General features: G+C 60.0%; 10 protein-coding genes. 2 read left to right on the top strand and 8 right to left on the bottom strand.

The genetic code is table 11. The features are described from left to right. Positions 1–3: 3 nt before the first annotated feature. The 4 genes from urtD to urtA all read right to left on the bottom strand — a co-directional run bounded on the left by urtD (position 4) and on the right by urtA (position 4,858). Positions 4–873, bottom strand: a complete 870-nt coding sequence (gene urtD / locus PMI21_RS17360) for an urea ABC transporter ATP-binding protein UrtD (RefSeq protein ID WP_007937148.1) — start codon at positions 871–873, stop codon at positions 4–6. Beyond that, positions 870–1,949 (bottom strand): urea ABC transporter permease subunit UrtC, encoded by a 1,080-nt coding sequence (urtC, locus tag PMI21_RS17355; RefSeq protein WP_007937149.1) that lies wholly within the window; start codon positions 1,947–1,949, stop codon positions 870–872. The genes urtD and urtC overlap by 4 nt, the downstream gene beginning before the upstream one ends. After that, the gene (urtB, locus tag PMI21_RS17350; RefSeq protein ID WP_007937150.1) at positions 1,949–3,451 is read right to left on the bottom strand and encodes an urea ABC transporter permease subunit UrtB; all 1,503 of its coding nucleotides are present in this window, start codon (positions 3,449–3,451) and stop codon (positions 1,949–1,951) included. Before urtB ends, urtC begins: the two co-directional genes overlap by 1 nt. Before the next feature lie 141 nt (positions 3,452–3,592). After that, positions 3,593–4,858, bottom strand: a complete 1,266-nt coding sequence (urtA, locus tag PMI21_RS17345; protein WP_007937152.1) for an urea ABC transporter substrate-binding protein — start codon at positions 4,856–4,858, stop codon at positions 3,593–3,595. A 262-nt stretch (positions 4,859–5,120) separates the two neighbouring features. Here urtA and PMI21_RS17340 point away from each other — a divergent pair, with 262 nt between their 5' ends. Then, positions 5,121–9,698: a DUF4329 domain-containing protein gene (locus PMI21_RS17340; RefSeq protein ID WP_238541212.1), complete on the top strand. Its 4,578-nt coding sequence runs from the start codon at positions 5,121–5,123 to the stop codon at positions 9,696–9,698. 203 nt (positions 9,699–9,901) lie between these two features. Then, entirely contained in the window at positions 9,902–13,219 is a 3,318-nt protein-coding gene (locus PMI21_RS17335; protein WP_007937156.1) for a hypothetical protein, read from the top strand. 32 nt (positions 13,220–13,251) lie between these two features. Here the strand turns inward: PMI21_RS17335 and PMI21_RS17330 are convergent, their stop codons facing one another. The 4 genes from PMI21_RS17330 to PMI21_RS17315 form a co-directional block, all read right to left on the bottom strand. After that, positions 13,252–14,262: a FecCD family ABC transporter permease gene (locus PMI21_RS17330; protein ID WP_007937159.1), complete on the bottom strand. Its 1,011-nt coding sequence runs from the start codon at positions 14,260–14,262 to the stop codon at positions 13,252–13,254. Further along, complete coding sequence (locus tag PMI21_RS17325) at positions 14,259–15,206, bottom strand: ABC transporter substrate-binding protein (RefSeq protein WP_007937161.1); 948 nt, start codon at positions 15,204–15,206, stop codon at positions 14,259–14,261. The genes PMI21_RS17330 and PMI21_RS17325 overlap by 4 nt, the downstream gene beginning before the upstream one ends. Continuing rightward, a complete protein-coding gene (locus PMI21_RS17320) occupies positions 15,203–15,991 on the bottom strand; it encodes an ABC transporter ATP-binding protein (protein WP_007937164.1) in 789 nt (262 codons plus the stop codon). The genes PMI21_RS17325 and PMI21_RS17320 overlap by 4 nt, the downstream gene beginning before the upstream one ends. A gap of 191 nt (positions 15,992–16,182) precedes the next feature. Then, positions 16,183–17,562, bottom strand: coding sequence for a PepSY-associated TM helix domain-containing protein (locus tag PMI21_RS17315; protein WP_007937165.1), 1,380 nt, complete (start codon positions 17,560–17,562; stop codon positions 16,183–16,185). Between the last annotated feature and the right edge of the window lie 138 nt (positions 17,563–17,700).

The raw sequence follows: 17,700 nt of genomic DNA on the forward strand, positions 1-17,700 counted from the left end.
TGATCAGCGGCCGAGGTAGACCTCGATCACCCGCTCATTGTCCTGCACCTGTGCAAGCGACCCTTCGGCCAGCACGCTGCCCTGGTGCAACACGGTGACGTGGTCGGCGATCGAGCCGACGAAGCCCATGTCGTGTTCCACCACCATCAGCGAATGCTTGCCGGCCAGGCGCTTGAACAGCTCGGCGGTGAATTCGGTTTCGGCGTCGGTCATGCCCGCCACCGGCTCGTCGAGCAGCAGCAGTTGCGGGTCTTGCATCAACAGCATGCCGATTTCCAGAAACTGCTTCTGGCCGTGGGACAACAACCCCGCCGGGCGATTGACCGAACTGGTCAGGCGAATGGTCTCCAGCACCTCGCTGATGCGATCCCTCTGTTCACCACTCAGCCGCGCCCGCAAGCTGGCCCATACCGACTTGTCGGTTTTCTGCGCCAGCTCCAGGTTTTCGAACACGCTCAGCGCTTCGAACACGGTTGGCTTCTGGAACTTGCGACCGATGCCGGCCTGGGCGATTTGCACTTCGCTCATCTGCCTCAGGTCCAGGGTTTCACCGAACCAGGCCTTGCCGTGGCTGGGGCGGGTCTTGCCGGTGATCACGTCCATCAGCGTGGTTTTGCCCGCGCCGTTGGGGCCGATGATGCAACGCAATTCGCCAACGCCGATGTACAGGTTCAGATTGTTCAGGGCCTTGAAGCCATCGAAGCTGACGCTGATGTCTTCCAGGGTCAGGATGGTGCCGTGGCGCGTATTCAGGCCCGGGCCGACGCGTTGACCGAGGCCGATAGCGTCGCGGCTGCTGCCGGCATCCTTGTTGGGCTGCGGCGGAAAGAAGGCCGGTTCGAGCATGAATTCAGCGGTTGCAGTAATTCTCATTGCTCACTCCTTTTCTTCAGCAATCCGATCACCCCTTTGGGCAGATACAACGTCACGACGATGAACAGCGCCCCGAGGAAGAACAGCCAGTATTCCGGAAATGCCACGGTGAACCAGCTCTTCATGCCGTTGACCACACCGGCACCGAGCAGCGGGCCGATCAGCGTGCCGCGCCCCCCCAAGGCAACCCATACAGCCGCTTCGATCGAGTTGGTCGGCGACATTTCGCTCGGGTTGATGATCCCGACTTGCGGCACATACAGCGCCCCCGCCAAGCCGCACAACACCGCACTCAACACCCAGACAAACAGCTTGAAGCCGCGCGGGTCGTAGCCGCAGAACATCAGGCGGTTTTCCGCGTCGCGCAACGCGGTCAGCACCCGGCCGAACTTGCTTTGCGCCAGCCGCCAACCGATGAACAGGCTCGCCACCAGCAACAGCACCGTGGCGAAAAACAGCACCGCACGAGTCCCCGGTTCCGTGATGCCAAACCCGAGAATGCTGCGGAAATTGGTGAAGCCGTTGTTTCCGCCAAACCCGGTTTCGTTGCGGAAAAACAGCAGCATCCCGGCGAAGGTCAGGGCCTGGGTCATGATCGAGAAATACACGCCCTTGATCCGCGAGCGGAAGGCGAAGAAACCGAACACCAGCGCCAACAAGCCCGGCGCCAATACCACCAGGCACATGGCCCAGAGGAAGCTGCTGGTGCCGGTCCAGTACCACGGCAATTCGGTCCACGACAGGAACGTCATGAACGCTGGCAAGCCGTCACCCGAAGCTTGGCGCATCAGGTACATGCCCATCGCATAACCGCCGAGGGCGAAGAACAGGCCGTGCCCCAAGGACAGCAAACCGGCATAACCCCAGACCAGATCGAGGGCCAGGGCGACGATGGCGTAGCACAGGATTTTGCCCATCAGCGTCAGCGTGTAGGCCGAGACATGAAACGCACTGTCCGGCGACAACAACGACAGCAGCGGCAACGCCAGCAACAATACGAGGATCACCGCGCCGACGGCGATGGTGACCTTGGGGCCGGCCTTTTGGGTGGCCGTGAGCATCAGGGGCTGGTTCATCAGTCGATCACCCGTCCTTTCAGTGCGAAGAGGCCTTGCGGACGTTTCTGGATGAACAGAATGATCAGCGCGAGGATCAGGATCTTGCCCAGCACCGCACCGATCTGCGGTTCGAGAATCTTGTTGGCGATGCCTAGGCCGAACGCGGCCAGCACGCTACCGGCCAGCTGACCGACACCGCCGAGCACCACCACCAGGAATGAGTCGATGATGTAGCTCTGGCCGAGGTCCGGGCCGACGTTGCCGATCTGGCTGAGCGCCACGCCACCGAGGCCGGCGATGCCCGAGCCTAAGCCGAAGGCGAGCATGTCCACTCGCCCGGTGGGCACGCCGCAGCAGGCGGCCATGTTGCGGTTCTGGGTGACGGCACGCACGTTCAAGCCAAGGCGCGTCTTGTTCAACAGCAGCCAGGTCAGCACCACCACAAACAAGGCGAAGGCGATGATCACGATGCGGTTGTACGGCAGCACAAGATTGGGCAGCACCTGAATCCCGCCCGACAACCACGCCGGGTTGGCCACTTCGACGTTCTGCGCGCCGAACACCAGCCGCACCAATTGGATCAGCATCAGGCTGATGCCCCACGTCGCGAGCAGGGTTTCCAGCGGGCGGCCGTAGAGGTGACGAATCACCGTGCGCTCCAGCGCCATGCCGATGGCGGCGGTAACGAAAAACGCCACCGGCAGTGCAATCAGCGGATAGAACTCGATGGCTTGCGGGGCGAAGCGCTGGAACATCAGCTGCACCACGTACGTCGAGTAAGCGCCAAGCATCAGCATCTCGCCGTGGGCCATGTTGATCACGCCGAGCAGACCGAAGGTGATCGCCAATCCGAGGGCCGCCAACAGCAGAATCGAGCCGAGGGACATGCCACTGAAAGCCTGGCCGAGCACTTCGCCGATCAGCAGTTTGCGTTTGACCTGGGCCAGGCTGGTTTCGGCGGCGGTGCGCACACTGGCGTCGGCTTCAACGCCGGGTTCGAGCAAGCCTTCGAGGCGGGTGCGGGCCAGCGGGTCGCCGGTTTCGCCGAGCAAACGCACGGCGGCGAGGCGCACGGTCGGGTCGCTGTCGACCAGTTGCAGATTGGCCAACGCCAGGCTCAGGGCGGCGTGAACGCTTTTGTCTTGTTCGCTGGCCAACTGCTGGTCGAGGAATTTCAGTTGTGCCGGTTTGGCGCTTTTCTGCAATTGCTGCGCGGCCGCCAGACGGATTTTGGCGTCGGCGGCGAGCAATTGGTGGCTGGCCAAAGCGGTGTCGATCAGACCCCGCAGGCGATTGTTCAGGCGCAGGGTTTTCGGTTGGCCATCGATGGTCAGTTCGCCTTGTTGCAGGGCGTTGATCAGTTCGATACGGGCCGGATCGGGCTGCGCGGCCCAGGTTTCCAGAAGCTTGGCTTGCTGCACGGGATTGGCCGCGACGAAGTCTTCGGCGTCGCCGGCGTGGGTGGCCATCGGTAATAACAACACGATGGCGAGGATGAAACGGTAAAGGGCGGTGGGCATAGCAGGTGTCCTGTGTTGATCGTTCCCACGCGCAGCAAAGGAATGCAGCCAGGGACGCTCCGCGTCCCCAAGGCGGACGCAGAGCGTCCGTCGAGGCATTCCCACGCAGAGCATGGGAACGATCAGGCTGTGCGGGGTGACTCAGTTGCTCTTCACCGCATACTCCGGCTTCTTGTCGTTACCCGGGATGAACGGGCTCCACGGTTGGGCGCGGATCGGCCCTTCGGTCTGCCACACCACGTTGAACTGACCGTCGGCCTGAATCTCGCCGATCATCACTGGCTTGTGCAGGTGATGGTTGGTCTTGTCCATGGTCAGGGTGTAGCCGGACGGTGCGGCGAAAGTCTGGCCGGCCAGGGCTTCGCGGACTTTGTCGACGTCGGTGGACTTGGCTTTCTCGGCGGCTTGCGCCCACATGTGGATGCCGACGTAAGTGGCTTCCATCGGGTCGTTGGTCACCGCTTTGTCGGCGCCCGGCAGGTTGTGTTTCTTGGCGTAGGCTTTCCAGTCATCGACGAACTTCTTGTTCACCGGGTTTTCCACCGACTCAAAGTAGTTCCACGCCGCGAGGTTGCCCACCAGCGGCTTGGTGTCGATGCCGCGCAGTTCTTCTTCACCCACGGAGAACGCCACGACCGGCACGTCGGTGGCTTTCAGGCCCTGGTTGGCCAGCTCTTTGTAGAACGGCACGTTGGAGTCGCCGTTGACGGTGGAGATGACTGCGGTCTTGCCACCGGCAGAGAATTTTTTGATGCTGGCCACGATGGTTTGATAGTCGCTGTGGCCGAACGGGGTGTAGACCTCTTCGATGTCCTTGTCCGCCACACCTTTGGAGTGCAGGAACGAGCGCAGGATCTTGTTGGTGGTGCGTGGGTAAACGTAGTCGGTGCCGAGCAGGAAGTAGCGTTTGGCGCTGCCGCCTTCTTCGCTCATCAGGTACTCCACCGCCGGGATCGCCTGCTGGTTCGGCGCCGCGCCGGTGTAGAAAACGTTCGGCGACATCTCTTCGCCTTCGTATTGCACCGGGTAGAACAGCAAGCCGTTGAGCTCTTCGAACACCGGCAACACTGATTTACGCGACACCGAGGTCCAGCAACCGAACACCACTGCCACCTTGTCCTGGGTCAGCAACTGCCGGCCCTTTTCGGCGAACAGCGGCCAGTTCGATGCCGGGTCCACGACGACAGGTTCGAGCATCTTGCCGTTCACGCCGCCCTTGGCGTTGATTTCGTCGATGGTCATCAACGCCATGTCTTTGAGCGAGGTTTCGGAGATCGCCATGGTGCCGGACAACGAATGCAGAATACCGACCTTGATGGTCTCGGCTGCCTGGACAGTCCAGGTCATGCCCATCGCGGCAATGCTTGCCGTGAGTGTGAAAGCCTTGATCAAACTGCGACGCTTCATTGTGCGATCTCCATGAACGTTAAAGTTTTTTATGGTTGGCAGATGCGGACGACTGAAGGGTCTGTAGCAAGGGCTGTGCCTGGACGGCAAAGGCAGGGAAACATCGTAATAGAGCCATCGGTGAACCCGGTGGCGCACCAGACTGGGGCTTGATGCAGGCGTGGGTGCATCGGCGTGCGCAGCATTGGTGCCTGCAGCGTCAACAGCCGAAACCCTGCGGGCGATAAATATGTACCACCTGCGGCGCTCCGGGATCCTGATCATGATCCCTTCTCAATCAAGTGAGCAGCGCATGGACAGCACCTCTATCAGCACACCTTCAATACCTCGAGAGACGGCCAGATTTCCTGCCCTGGGACCGACATTCATCAGTGCCGATGATGCGGCTTATTGGGTACACCGGCAGATCGGCGCGCGCCGTGACAAAGCCTACGGCGGCGTGATCGTGCAGCGTGGCGACGGAAAGTTTCAGCCCACATTGCCGGTGGCGGGAAGGATGGGGCATTTCGATTTCGACTTCCTGATGTCTACCGGCAACCCCTACGAGCTGTTTGCCCCCCCGGGATACAGCGGCGCGGCCTATTACCTGACTCATTCGGCCAGCCACGCCGAGGTCCTGCGTGCTCATCCCCGCTGGACGACGGAACAGGTCAAGTTGAACCTCGGTTTTTTTTCGAGAGGACACATCCTGAGCCACATGCAGGACCCGGGCGCCTATGGCCAGCGCCACTATCTGTCGGGGCCGGATGGCTCGTTGATCAAGTACGAGTCGACTCAACCGGCTGAGGAGAAAAAACTCTTTGAGCAGGGGTTCAAGTCGTTCGGGCCATTCACCGACGTCGAACTTTTGATTCAGAAGGTGGCCACGACCGGCACGCTGAGCGTACTGGTGCCCAATGATCAGTGGGGCGGTGTACGGGGAAACGTGTCGGCGAGCTGGACCCTCGGTACTGCTGCGGTGCGAGATCCGAGCCCGGTACAGCCGTTTTTTGGCTCGGTGTGCGATCAAGTGGACAAGGCCATCGAAGCTGTAGCTGTAGCTGTAGCTGTAGCAGTGACCATCACCCCAACCTCCGGCAGCCTTTATCTGGGTTTCGTGCTGACCTCTGCCGGCAGTTCGGAGTGCATGGCAACCTATCCGGTTCTCTCTAGTCAGCCGGCGGCCGAACTGTACAAAACCTTTCCGATGAGCGCCGATCGAAAGCTGCAGTGTCTGCTCGACTTCGACCTCAACGGCGTCTATTTCATGTCGCACAGCGATGGGGCGCAGAGTGCCAGTGAGCCTTGGCTTTATGAGCGGTTTTTTTCACCGGACGAGTTGGCGGCAGGCCTCGAGTTTTCGCTTGGGGATGTTTACCGGCAGGAGTACCCGGATTATCTGAGGGTATACGCCCGGACCCGCGACGGTGCGGTGTTGCAGTATCGCCCCTCGGGGCACCTGCATGAAGTTCCGTTGGAGGACAGCGCGGATCTCAACATTCGATTGAAGGCGGGCACGCTCAAGCCTGGGGATTACGTCAAACAGGTGGCGGCCGCCGGCGAACTGACGGTGCTGAAGGACAGCGCGTTGTGGGATGTTGTCGGGAACGTTGGCACCGACTGGCAACCCTACGCCCGGTCGAGGCGTTTGAGTCCCGCTTTTCTCATGGCGGACGATGCCGCACGTTTTGCGCATGAGTACATCGGCAGCCGACGTGAGCAAGGTTTCGTCGGGATGATTTTGCAGGATCGAAACAACCGGTTCGTCGCCACCGAGCCGGTTACGGGCGCACAACCACGGTTTGCCCTGGACTGGCTCTGCCCTCTCGACGCTACCGGCGCACCGATTGTGCTGCTCGAGGGGTATTCGTTTTATGGCCTGTACGCCTCGCGCTGGCAAGCCGACTCAAACTCCGTTGAACGTGCCGACGAACAAGAGCAATTGACGCAGGCGCAAATGTTCACCACTGAAGACATTCGCTCGATGCTCGCCAAGAGCGCGCACGTTGTCGACTTTTACCTCTCGGGTTCGCCAGACAGCCTGCTGGTTTACAGTACCGACTTATCGAAAGTGGCCGCCCGCAACAAGGTGCAAGAGCGAGTTGCCTTACTCGCCGATGGCTCGACCCTGATCGACCGGGAGCTGAAGGCCGGCACACTGGCGCCCGATGCCGTTGTCGACGAACTGGCCGGGACCGGCCGATTGCGTGTGGTAGCGGGCAATGATGTGTGGGGGCCGCGAGGAACGGTACTGGGTAATGAGTCAATTCGCGCAGGCGTTTCCCCTCCGTTGCTCGGGGCGATTTTTGCCAGCGCCGAAGAAGCCGTGCTGAACGCCCGCCATCGAGCCAGGCTCGACTACCGCACGGCTGCGGCAGGTTGGGGGTTCATTCTTAAGCACAAGGACCGCGACGAGTATGTGGCGACTGAAACGTTGCCTGTCATACGCCTGGGTGCATTGAATCAGGCGAGCGACTTTGGCGCGCCCGTGTTGATCGACGAGTTTCGCACCCTCGCGATTTACTACTCGGCAAGCTGGATTCCTGACGGGTTATCGACAGCGGACGCCTGGTTTGCCCGACATTTTGCATCCTTGACCGATCTGGCGGCGGCCATCTATGACGACGAGGGCACACAACGACTTGCGCATTTTCAAGACCTGAGCGTTTTTGTCGCGACCCTGGATGGGGCCTTGTTGCGGTACCAATTCTCGGCCACCTCAACCCAGTTCGACGCTAAAGGTTTGCAGCAACTGAGGTCGCTGTTGGTCAATGGCACACCACCCTATGCCGACGTCATTCAACTGATCGCCAAAGCCGCAGAGCTGAAGGTGCTGCGCACCAGCGAGTTGTGGGACGAGACGGGCATTGTCGGTGCGGATTGGAAGCCCTACGCGCAGATCCAGCGGCGAGCGCTCAGCCCGGTCTTTGTGTCGCAGGATGACGCAGTGCGCTATGTGCTGACGCAGTTGGGCTCGCGGCGTGAGCGGATCTACGGCGGCCTGGTGCTGCGTCGGCTCGATGGCTTGTTTGTCGCGACGTTACCGGTGGTCGTCGAGGTCGAGAATTTCCCCGCCAGCTGGATTCGTCTGGACGAATTGACCGAACAGGGGTTGTTTCTGGCTGGAAGCACAGTCGTCGCCCGCTACCATTCGCGAATGCAGGTCGAACCGGTTTTCGCGCTGTCGAACCGCGAACGGGACGTGTACCTCGCTATGTTTTCCACCGATTTCATGTCGGCAATCCTGAGCGGCTCCGCGCTTTCGCCGTCTCTATCACCCGGCAGGGAATATTTGCTGGGACTGGATGGCAGCCTGATCAGCTACACCCTCAGCGCCAGTGCTGCCGAAAAGCAACTCGCGCGGTCATTGGCGTCACCCAGTCAATTGCAGCGCAGGCACACCCCGATAGAACTGCAAATGCGCAATGGCACGCTAACCCCGAGTGAGTACGTCAATCAGGTTGCAAGAGCCGGCAGGTTGCAAGTGATCAAGGGTAGTCGACTGTGGGGCAAGGTCAGACAGTTGTCAGCATGGAGCGCTTATTCCGGGGGAGCCCCATCGCAAGTGCATCGGTCGGCCATAGCTGATCCGGCGCTCAGTCCGGTCTTCACGCAATTGGACGACGCCGTAAGGCATGTCCACCGAGCGGTGGGCGCTCGAACCGGATTGCTGTTCGGGTTCGTACTCAAGTCGCTGAAAGCCGAGCGGTATATGACGACGATGCCGATTGACGGGCGGCGAGGAAGTCTCGCCATCGAGAAGGTATTCCCCGATGGGCTGTTGCCCCTGGGATACAGCGTTGAGGGAATCTATCTGTGTCCGTCGACCGGGGCGGGGCAACTGCCGCACGAGCTGAATCAGAGTTTCATCGCGCCTCGGGATCTGATGTACGGGCTGGACGCTGTCCGAGTGCGCACGGGGGCAGTGACGACTTTTCTCAACGTTTTCGTGTCCTGTGCCGATGGCGCCTTGTTGCGATACAAACCCAAGGCCAGCGCACGGGAGTGGACCCAATTACAAGCCGCGGTCGCCTACGAGAAAGTACTGCAATCAGGGCACGAAACGCTGTTCGAGTATCTGCGCAAAGTGATCGCGAACGGTGAGTTGCAGGCAGTGGTGCGCAGCGCATTCTGGTCGCCGTTCAGGGTGGATGCCAAGGGTGTCAAAACCGGCATCGGGTTGGTGAGATGGGCGCCTGATAATCGGTTTGCTCTCGGGCCGGTATTTGCCCATGCCGATGATGCTGCTCGCTCGGCTCAAAGACTGATTGGCGGATACGTCGGCCAGCAGTATCTGGGTGGTGTTTTGATGCACGAGGCGACGGCTTCGTTCGTTGCCGTCGAGCCGCTTGAAGACGGCATCGACAGTTTCGCTGCCAGCGCGCTGTTTTACTCAGGGTCGGGCGGGCCGATTGCCCCGGTTACCGTACCCGGGTTTCCGCCCTTGCCATTACCGGTATTTCCTCCTTACTACAAATGGATCGCGGTTCATCAGTTCTACAAACGCTTCAATCTGTTCGTGAAGGACCCCGCTGCGACGGATCGATTGCTGTTGGATAACCTGGCCCTGGCGGACCTGTGGTTCAGCAGGGACGTGGTGAAAAAGAGCGGGGTCTCCGGCGGCTGTTGCTATTTCACCGGGCGAGGCGGGGCGCTGTTCAAATTCACCCCCAGTTTCTCGCCTCAGGAAACGGAGTTTTTCAGCGAGGAAGCAAAGGACGGAGTCGCTGCATACCTCGCCAGCGTCGGCAGGCTTGAAGTATTGGATACCGATGGATATTGGCTCCGTCGCGGGCGTCTGAATTCGAACTGGACGCCGGCTGTACAATCGGAGGCGAAGCCGGGCCGTGATGAACTGTAGAGCGCCGCTTACATTGAACTGAGTGCCTGATGAGCCGTGCCCACGCGAACGCAATCAGTCAGGGAAGTGAAGTGCGCCCCAGAAGTTGGATACCAATCCAACCTTTGGGGCGCACTTCAAAGAGGAATAACTATGTACCGCCATGGGCGTATTTCTCAGTGCCACAGTGGGTGCTCAATGATCACTAGTGGAGTACCCCCATCATGGATGACCAACCACAAGGGCACGAATGGATAATCGCTCTATCAAGACCAAATATATTGGGTCGGAGCTTTCTTTCGGCGGACGACGCTGCCTGTTATGCCCACGAACGAGTAGGCCGTCGTCGTAATCGCGGATACTACGGCTATATATTTAAGCGAAATGATCAACGGTACGTGGTTACTGAACCTGCCGAAAAACCGTACGATTCGCCTTTCCTGCTGTCCTTCGACAATCATGTATTGCACAGTCTGTTTTACTCTCACCCCGCACTTTCGACACTCGATGCGGTCAAGGTCGCGGAGCTGAAATGGTCCATCGACGATGCGACGACGAGCCTGCTGATGTTCAATGCCGAAGAGCTGCGCAAATCTTTCGGAACCGGAGGGACGGGTTATCTATCGGGGGCCGAAGACAGTTTGATCCGATTCACCCCCGACAGCAGCCCGCGCTCGTCGGCACTGCTCAAACAGTTGGGAACCACCCAATCGCCCGGCAAGCTTGCCCTCGACCTGGAAAAAGGAGTGGTCAAACCGGAACAACTCGTGAACGAGGCGACGGTCGCCGGCGATTTGCAGGTCATTATCAGCAACGGTCGCTGGCGACCTCGGGGAAAAGTCACGGAGCACTTCGTTCCTGGCCCTTGGGAGCGGAATGTACCGGAGAGGGTGTCGTTGGGTGCGGTTTTCCAGTCAGCTGACGCAGCGGCGCTCGATCGTTATGCCCGAAACACCGTACAACGTGATGAAGGACAGACCTGGTTCGGGTTGATTCTCAAGCACAAGGACAAAGAAGAGTATGTCGCTAGCGAACTGGTCCCCGTCAGTTTTCCAAGAGACAGGCTTTTCCTGGAACGTAGTTTTTTCCGACGCTCCCCAAAGTCCGGGGAATATGACTATCCCGAGTCACTCATCCCTCACTCCTATTTCTATTCGCGCCTGCGGGTCAAGCATGAGCGGGATGCCCCCCGACGCTGGTTGGCCGAGCATTTCATTGTTCCGAAAGATCTATGGGTCGTGGTCTACAACGCAAAAAAACGCCCGGTCATCGGGGCGAGAGTTCCGGCGTCTCTCTACATGTCGACTCCGGACGGCGCACTGCTGAAGTATGTACCCCGCCCGGACACCCAGCTGTTCGACAACGACGTCCCGAACATGGGGTTGGAGGCCATTCAAAACAATCTGGCCAAGGGGCAGTTGAGCGCAACCGATTTTGTCGTGACGGTCGCCAGAAACGATTCATTGCAGGTGTTGCGCACCAGTGTGTGCTGGGACAGGAAAGGGCTGGTTGGCATTCATTGGGCGCCGAGCCAGAACCTGCAGCGTCGTTCGCTCGGCCCGGTGTTCCTGACGGCTGATGACGCCGCCGTGCATGCGCGCTCGCAAGTGCCTGCCGGTACGGCAAGAGTATTCGGTGGCCAGATTCTCCTGCGCTCTGATGGAAGGTACGTGGCCACTGATCCTGTCGATATTCCCCAGGAAGACTTTGATATCAAGTGGGTCTTTGCGGATGCAGCAGTCGAGCTCGGCCAGTTTCCTACAGACTGCACAATCGTTGCGCGTTATCGCTCAAGGGTGCTACGCGCATTACCCATCTTGTTATCGGACGTCGACAACGAGCTCTATCGCAACATGCTCTCTGTCGATTCTGTTTACACCGCATTCATGCGCAGAGCGCGGGCGTTCGATGAATACCTGTTTGCACCCGACGGAGCGATCATCCGTTACCGGATCGGCACTTGGGAGCGTATCCGCGCGGATCTGGGCATTGCGATAAGCATGTTGGGGAAACCGGCTCGTGATCTGGATGCCACCTGGATCAAGGAACAGATCCATGCCGGTACTTTGACGCCGACCGCGTGGGTTAAAAAGCTGGTCAATTCCGGATACCTGAAAGTGGTTGCAGGAAGCCGCCTATGGGGCCCGGCTCGTGACGTCACGGAGTTTGAGCCCTATCAGACGACCCCCCACACGACGGGTTACCCAAGGGCTTTGACGGAACCGGCTTACAGTGCGATCTGCGTCCAGGAGCAGGATGCCGCACGCCTGGCACATGAACAGGCAGGCAGTCGCTCATTACTCGGCTTCGGATTTATCCTGCGCAACGCTCGCGACGGTTCTTTCCTCGCGACGTTGCCCGTGAGTGTGCGCAACTCACGGTTGGCGTATGACCGTGTTTTTCCCGGAGTATTGCCTTACCGCTACGTGGACAGTGGGCTCATCATGTGTGCAGCCGCTACGCCGCCGGGGCTGTCGGACGATGACTATCGGCACTTCTTTTCACCCTTGGATGTGAGCCTGGCGCGTGACAGCGTCCGTACACCCCAAGGATACAGGCCGATTTATTTTTCCTGTGGCGACGGCGCCCTGCTGCGTCTTGAACTCGCCCCATTCGATCCGCGCGTCACGCTCGACAGATTTGGTCAGGTTGAAATCAGGGACAATCCGTTTGCAACCAATGCGCAAGCTCAGCGGGACCAGGACGCTATCAACCGTGGCACATTCACGCTGACCAATTACATCAGGCGTATGGCGGCGGCGGGAAAACTGGAGGTTCTGCTGACCAGCGCTTACTGGTCACGACCGGGTGAGGTGGGTCAGGACTGGCTTGCTGGTATGCGGTCTGTGTCCGTCGAAGCAAGGTGGGCCAGCAAGTCCAGGCTGCCGTTTGGGCCCATGTTTCATCATCCCGACGATGCAGCTCGTTATGCTCAGCTTCGAGCGGCACGATTCAATATAGGCGTGGCGTGTACAAGCGCAATCCTGGCCAAACCCGATACTTACTCATACGTTGGCATGGAACCCCTCGCTGGCACGGGTCATCCCGATGAAGCCATCAGGCTGATCTTCCGCACGGCAAGCGACGTTTCAGCTGCACCAGGCACTAGATTGCTGCACTTGCCTGACGGCTGCAAATGGATGGCCAGTCATCAGATTGTTCAATCTGATGACGCTGACAATGCGAACTTCGCTTCTCCCGAGTCGATTCATTCGCACACCCAGGCCTTGAAAAACAAAGGCTTCGATATTACGGCTTTCTACTACTCGACACGCGACGGTGCATTGTTGAAGTACGTACCGACCTATTCGATAGCGGAACAAGCATTGCTTAAAGTAAAACTGGTGCAACCCCCCAATGACCGATGGACCACCGTGTTGTCGTTCGAGGCGTTCATTTCCAGGCTGGCTAACAACAGCCATTTAGAAGTGTTGAAGGCTGCCGGTTATTGGCGCCAGGCCGGGCAACTGGGAACCGATTGGAAAGTCATACGCCAGCAGGTTCCCGATGTATCCGTCCAATACCCCCGGGATGAGTTATAACCGTTTCAGGAGCCTGACTACATAGCACCCGGTCAACGCTTGCGCATGAGGCCGATGAAAAACAACCCGCCAATCGCCGCCGTGGCCACGCCAATTGGCAAGTCTTCGGGGGCGATCAGCGTGCGCGCGGCGACATCGACCCACACCAGAAACACACTGCCCAGTAATACGCACACCGGCAACAATCGTCGGTGTTCGGCCCCGACCAATCGACGGGCAATGTGCGGCACCATCAGCCCGACGAAACCAATCGAGCCACTGATCGACACCAACACCCCGGTCATCAGCGAGGCAATCAAAAACACCCGCAAGCGCACGGTGCGGGCATTGAGGCCCAGGGTCACGGCGGTCTGTTCGCCGGCCATCAACGCATTCAACGGTCGGGCCATGCCCAACAGCAAAACCAGCCCCAGCAAGACACTGGCGGCCGGCACCGCAAGCAACTCCCAACGCGCCAGCCCGAGCCCGCCAAGCATCCAGAACATCACCGCCGAACTTGCCCGGTGATCGCCGAGGAACAGCAGCAAATTGGCAATCGCCATCATCACGAACGACACAGCCACGCCGCACAACAGAAGCCGATCACTGTCCAGCCGCCCATTGCGATTGGCGATCATCAGCACGACCAACATGCTCAGCAGCGCGCCGATAAACGCCGCGATCGGCAAGGTCAGCAGGCCGACGATTTCACCGACATGCAGCACCACGATCACCGCGCCGAGGGTCGCGCCGGAGGTCACGCCCAACAAGTGCGGATCGGCCAGCGGATTGCGCGTCACCGCTTGCAGCACCGTGCCGATCAACGCCAGGCCGGCGCCCACCAGTGCGCCGAGCAACATGCGCGGCACGCGGATCAGCCAGACGATGTGTTCCTGGCCGGCTGTCCAGCTCTGCTCGCCAACACCGAAGGCCTTGTGCAGCAGAATCCGCCACACCACGTCCACTGGCACCCGCGCCGGACCGAAGCCCAACGACACCACACACGACACCAGCAACAGCGCGCCGAGGGCCATCAGCAACAAGGCATAACGACGGTCAATCATTCGCCGTGGAAACCCTTGGCCAGGGTTTCGACCGCCAGCACGTTGTCGATTCCCGGCGTGGCCTGCACGTAAGGAATGACGATGAAGCGCTGGTTCTTGATCGCGTCCACCGATTGCAGGGCCTGGTTGTTCAGCAAAAACTGCTCCTTCTGTTCGGCGGTGACCTCGCCGTAATCGACGATCACGATGACCTGCGGATTACGCTCGACCACGTTCTCCCAGTTGACCCGGGTCCAGCTCGCCTCGACGTCATCGAGAATGTTACGCCCGCCGGCAGCATCGATCAGCGCTTGTGGCATGCCGAGGCGCCCGGAGGTCATGGCCCGGTCTTCACCGCTGTCGTACAGAAATACCCGAGGCTTGTCGGTCGGCAGGTCCTTGTGCACCTCGGCGACTTGCTCCTGCATCTGGGCAATCACGGCATTGGCGCGATCCTGCACGTCGAAGATTTTGCCGAGGTTGCGCAGGTCGTTGTAGGTGTCTTCCAGGCTGGCCGGCGGACGCTTCATCACGAACGCGCAGGACTCGGTCAACTCATAGACATTGATCCCCAGCGGTTGCAAGGTTTGTGGCGTGAGGTCACCGCCCACGCGCATGCCGTAATCCCAACCGGCGAAGAAGAAATCGACGTTGGCGTTGAGCAGGGTTTCCACCGACGGGTACTTGGCCGCCAACTCCGGTAAGCCATCGAGGATGGTCTGCATCTCGGGCGTCACCGATTTCCATCCGGTCACGCCGCTGTAGCCGGCCATCCTGGGTTTGAGACCGAGGGCGAGCATCATCTGGGTCATGTTGATGTCGTGGCTGACCGCGTGTTTCGGCGCTTGCTTGAAGGTGACTGCGCGATTGCAACTCTGAACCGTCAGCGGGTATTTCGTGGCCTCGGCGAAGGCATGGGCACTGCCCAGCAACAACGCGACGCAAAGCAGGGAACGCAAAGTCATGGTTGGGTTATCCAGGTGATTCGTGGGTAGCCGTGCAAGGGGTGGTCATCGATCAGGGCGTCGACGCCGAACACGGTGTGCAGAAGGTGGGTGGTCAGGACTTCTTTGGGGGTGCCGCCGGCAATGATGCGACCGTGATGGATCACGTACAGCCGATCACAGAAGGCCGCCGCCAGATTGAGGTCGTGGATGCTCGCCAGCGTGCCGATCTGCAGGCGTTTGACGAGCTGCAGCAGTTCCAGTTGATAGCGCGGGTCGAGGTGGTTGGTCGGCTCGTCGAGGATCAGCAATTGCGGTTGCTGGGCCAGGGCGCGGGCGAGGATCACGCGCTGTTTTTCACCGCCGGACAGGGTGGCGAAGGCGTGGTCTTCGAAGCCTTTGAGTCCGACTGATTCGAGGGCTTGGGTCGCGAGCTTTCGGTCTTCAAGCGTGTCGCCGTCGAACAGGCCTTTGTGCGGCGTGCGGCCCATGGCGACCACTTCCTCGACGGTCAGGCCGAAGGCATCGGGGAATTCCTGCAACACCACCGCAATGCGTTGCGCGCACCAGCGTGAGGATTGCTTCCAGACGTTGTGATGGTCGAGTTTTACCTCGCCATGTTCCGGTTTACTGAAGCGATAGGCACACCGCAGCAGGCTGGTCTTGCCGCTGCCGTTGGGGCCGATTAACCCGACGAACTCACCCGCGGCCACGTGTAAGGAAGCGTCACGCAGCTGGAACTGGTGATGGCAGTGGCCGTGGCCCAGGGGTGTCCAGGCGAGGTTGGTGATGTTCAGCGAAGTCATTTCATTCCCAACGATCGTTCCCACGCTCTGCGTGGGAACGCCACAATGGACGCTCTGCGTCCGCTTTGGGGACGCGGAGCGTCCCGGGCTGCATTCCCACGCAGAGCGTGGGAACGATCAATCGGCGGTGACGAAGAAAGATCGCGGCCGTCATTGTATTGGCTTTGCGCGTACGCGTATCTCGCCTGTTTTCATAATGAAGGTGAGGTGGATTCAGTTTGCCGGCCCAAGCGCGACAGCAGCACCCGATCCAATACCCACACGACAACCAGCGAAGCCCCCACCAACGGAAACATCACCGCCAGGGCGAACATGATGACCATCGCGGTTTTCCATTTCGGCAGGTCGTGACGCAACGGCGGCACACCGAACTTGCCCTGTGGCCGGCGCTTCCACCAGATCACCACGCCGCTGACAGCACTGAGCAGAATCATCAGGCAGATCAGCAGCACGATGATCTGATTGAACGGGCCGAACATCTTGCCTTCGTGCAGCATCACGCCGACTTCCGTGGCCCGGGCGACGTTGCTGTATTGCTGCCAGCGCACGTCGGCGAGGACGTCGCCGGTGTATTGGTCGACGTGCAGGGTGGCGTCGTTGCGCGGGTCGTCGGCGAACACCGCGATGGTGAACACACCGGTGGCGGTGGTGGGGAAGGTGATGCTGTAGCCGGGCTCGACCTTGCGCTGCACGGCAATGTTTTGCACGTCTTGCAGGCTGATGGTCGGCGCTGCCGGACCGGCCTGCGTGCCGGTGTGAGCCATGTGTTCGGTGTGGTCGCCGGACATTGGCATCGGCGTGTTTTCCATGGCCCACGGCACGGTCTGGCGCGTGGCGCTGTTGAGGCTGCGGGCCTCGACGTCGGATTTGGGCACGTCATTCCACATGGCGACCGGAAAGCGGTTCCAGAGGTCGGCGTATTGCTTGCCCCAGAAGCCGGTCCAGGTCATGCCGCTGAGCAGCATCACCAGCAACAAGGCCGCGCCCCAGAACCCGGTTACCGCGTGCAGGTCACGCCACAGCACGCGGCCGCGACTGTTCAAGCGCGGCCAGAGAATGCCGGCGCTCTGGCCACGCGGCCACCACAGAAAAACGCCGGAGACCACCAACACCACACCCCAACCGGCGGCCAGCTCCACCAGCCGATCTCCGACGGTGCCGATCATCAACTCGCCGTGAATCGAGCGTGCGAGCGCCTGCAGATTGTTCTTCGCATCCTGCTCGCCGAGGATGTCGCCGTGGTACGGATCGATGAACACGTTCAGTTCATGACCTTCATTGATCACCACAAATTGCGCGCTGCGTTCGGCGTTGACCGGCGGCAGGTATTGTTTGATCCGGGCTTGTGGATACGCTTCTTTCACCCGTTTGAGCAGGTCGTCGGCGGCCACGGTGTGATGACCGGCCGGGATGTTCATCAGGCTGCCGTACATCAATGGATCGAGTTGTGGTTTGAACAGGTAAACGATGCCGGTCAGGGCCAGCATCACCATGAATGGCGCGACGAACAGGCCGGCATAGAAATGCCAGCGCCAGGCCAGGTTGTAGAAGTTCGGTTTGGGCTGTTTCATTTCGAGTGCTCCGCTAGGCTTGGATCTTTTAGTTGTTTGTTGCGGTTGCTGCGCAACCGATCGCGGGCAAGCCCGCTCCCACATGGACGGTGTTGAACCTGTGGGAGCGGGCTTGCTCCGGGCGGCGTTCCGACGATG

This window comes from Pseudomonas sp. GM18, from assembly GCF_000282195.1.
Lineage (GTDB): Bacteria > Pseudomonadota > Gammaproteobacteria > Pseudomonadales > Pseudomonadaceae > Aquipseudomonas.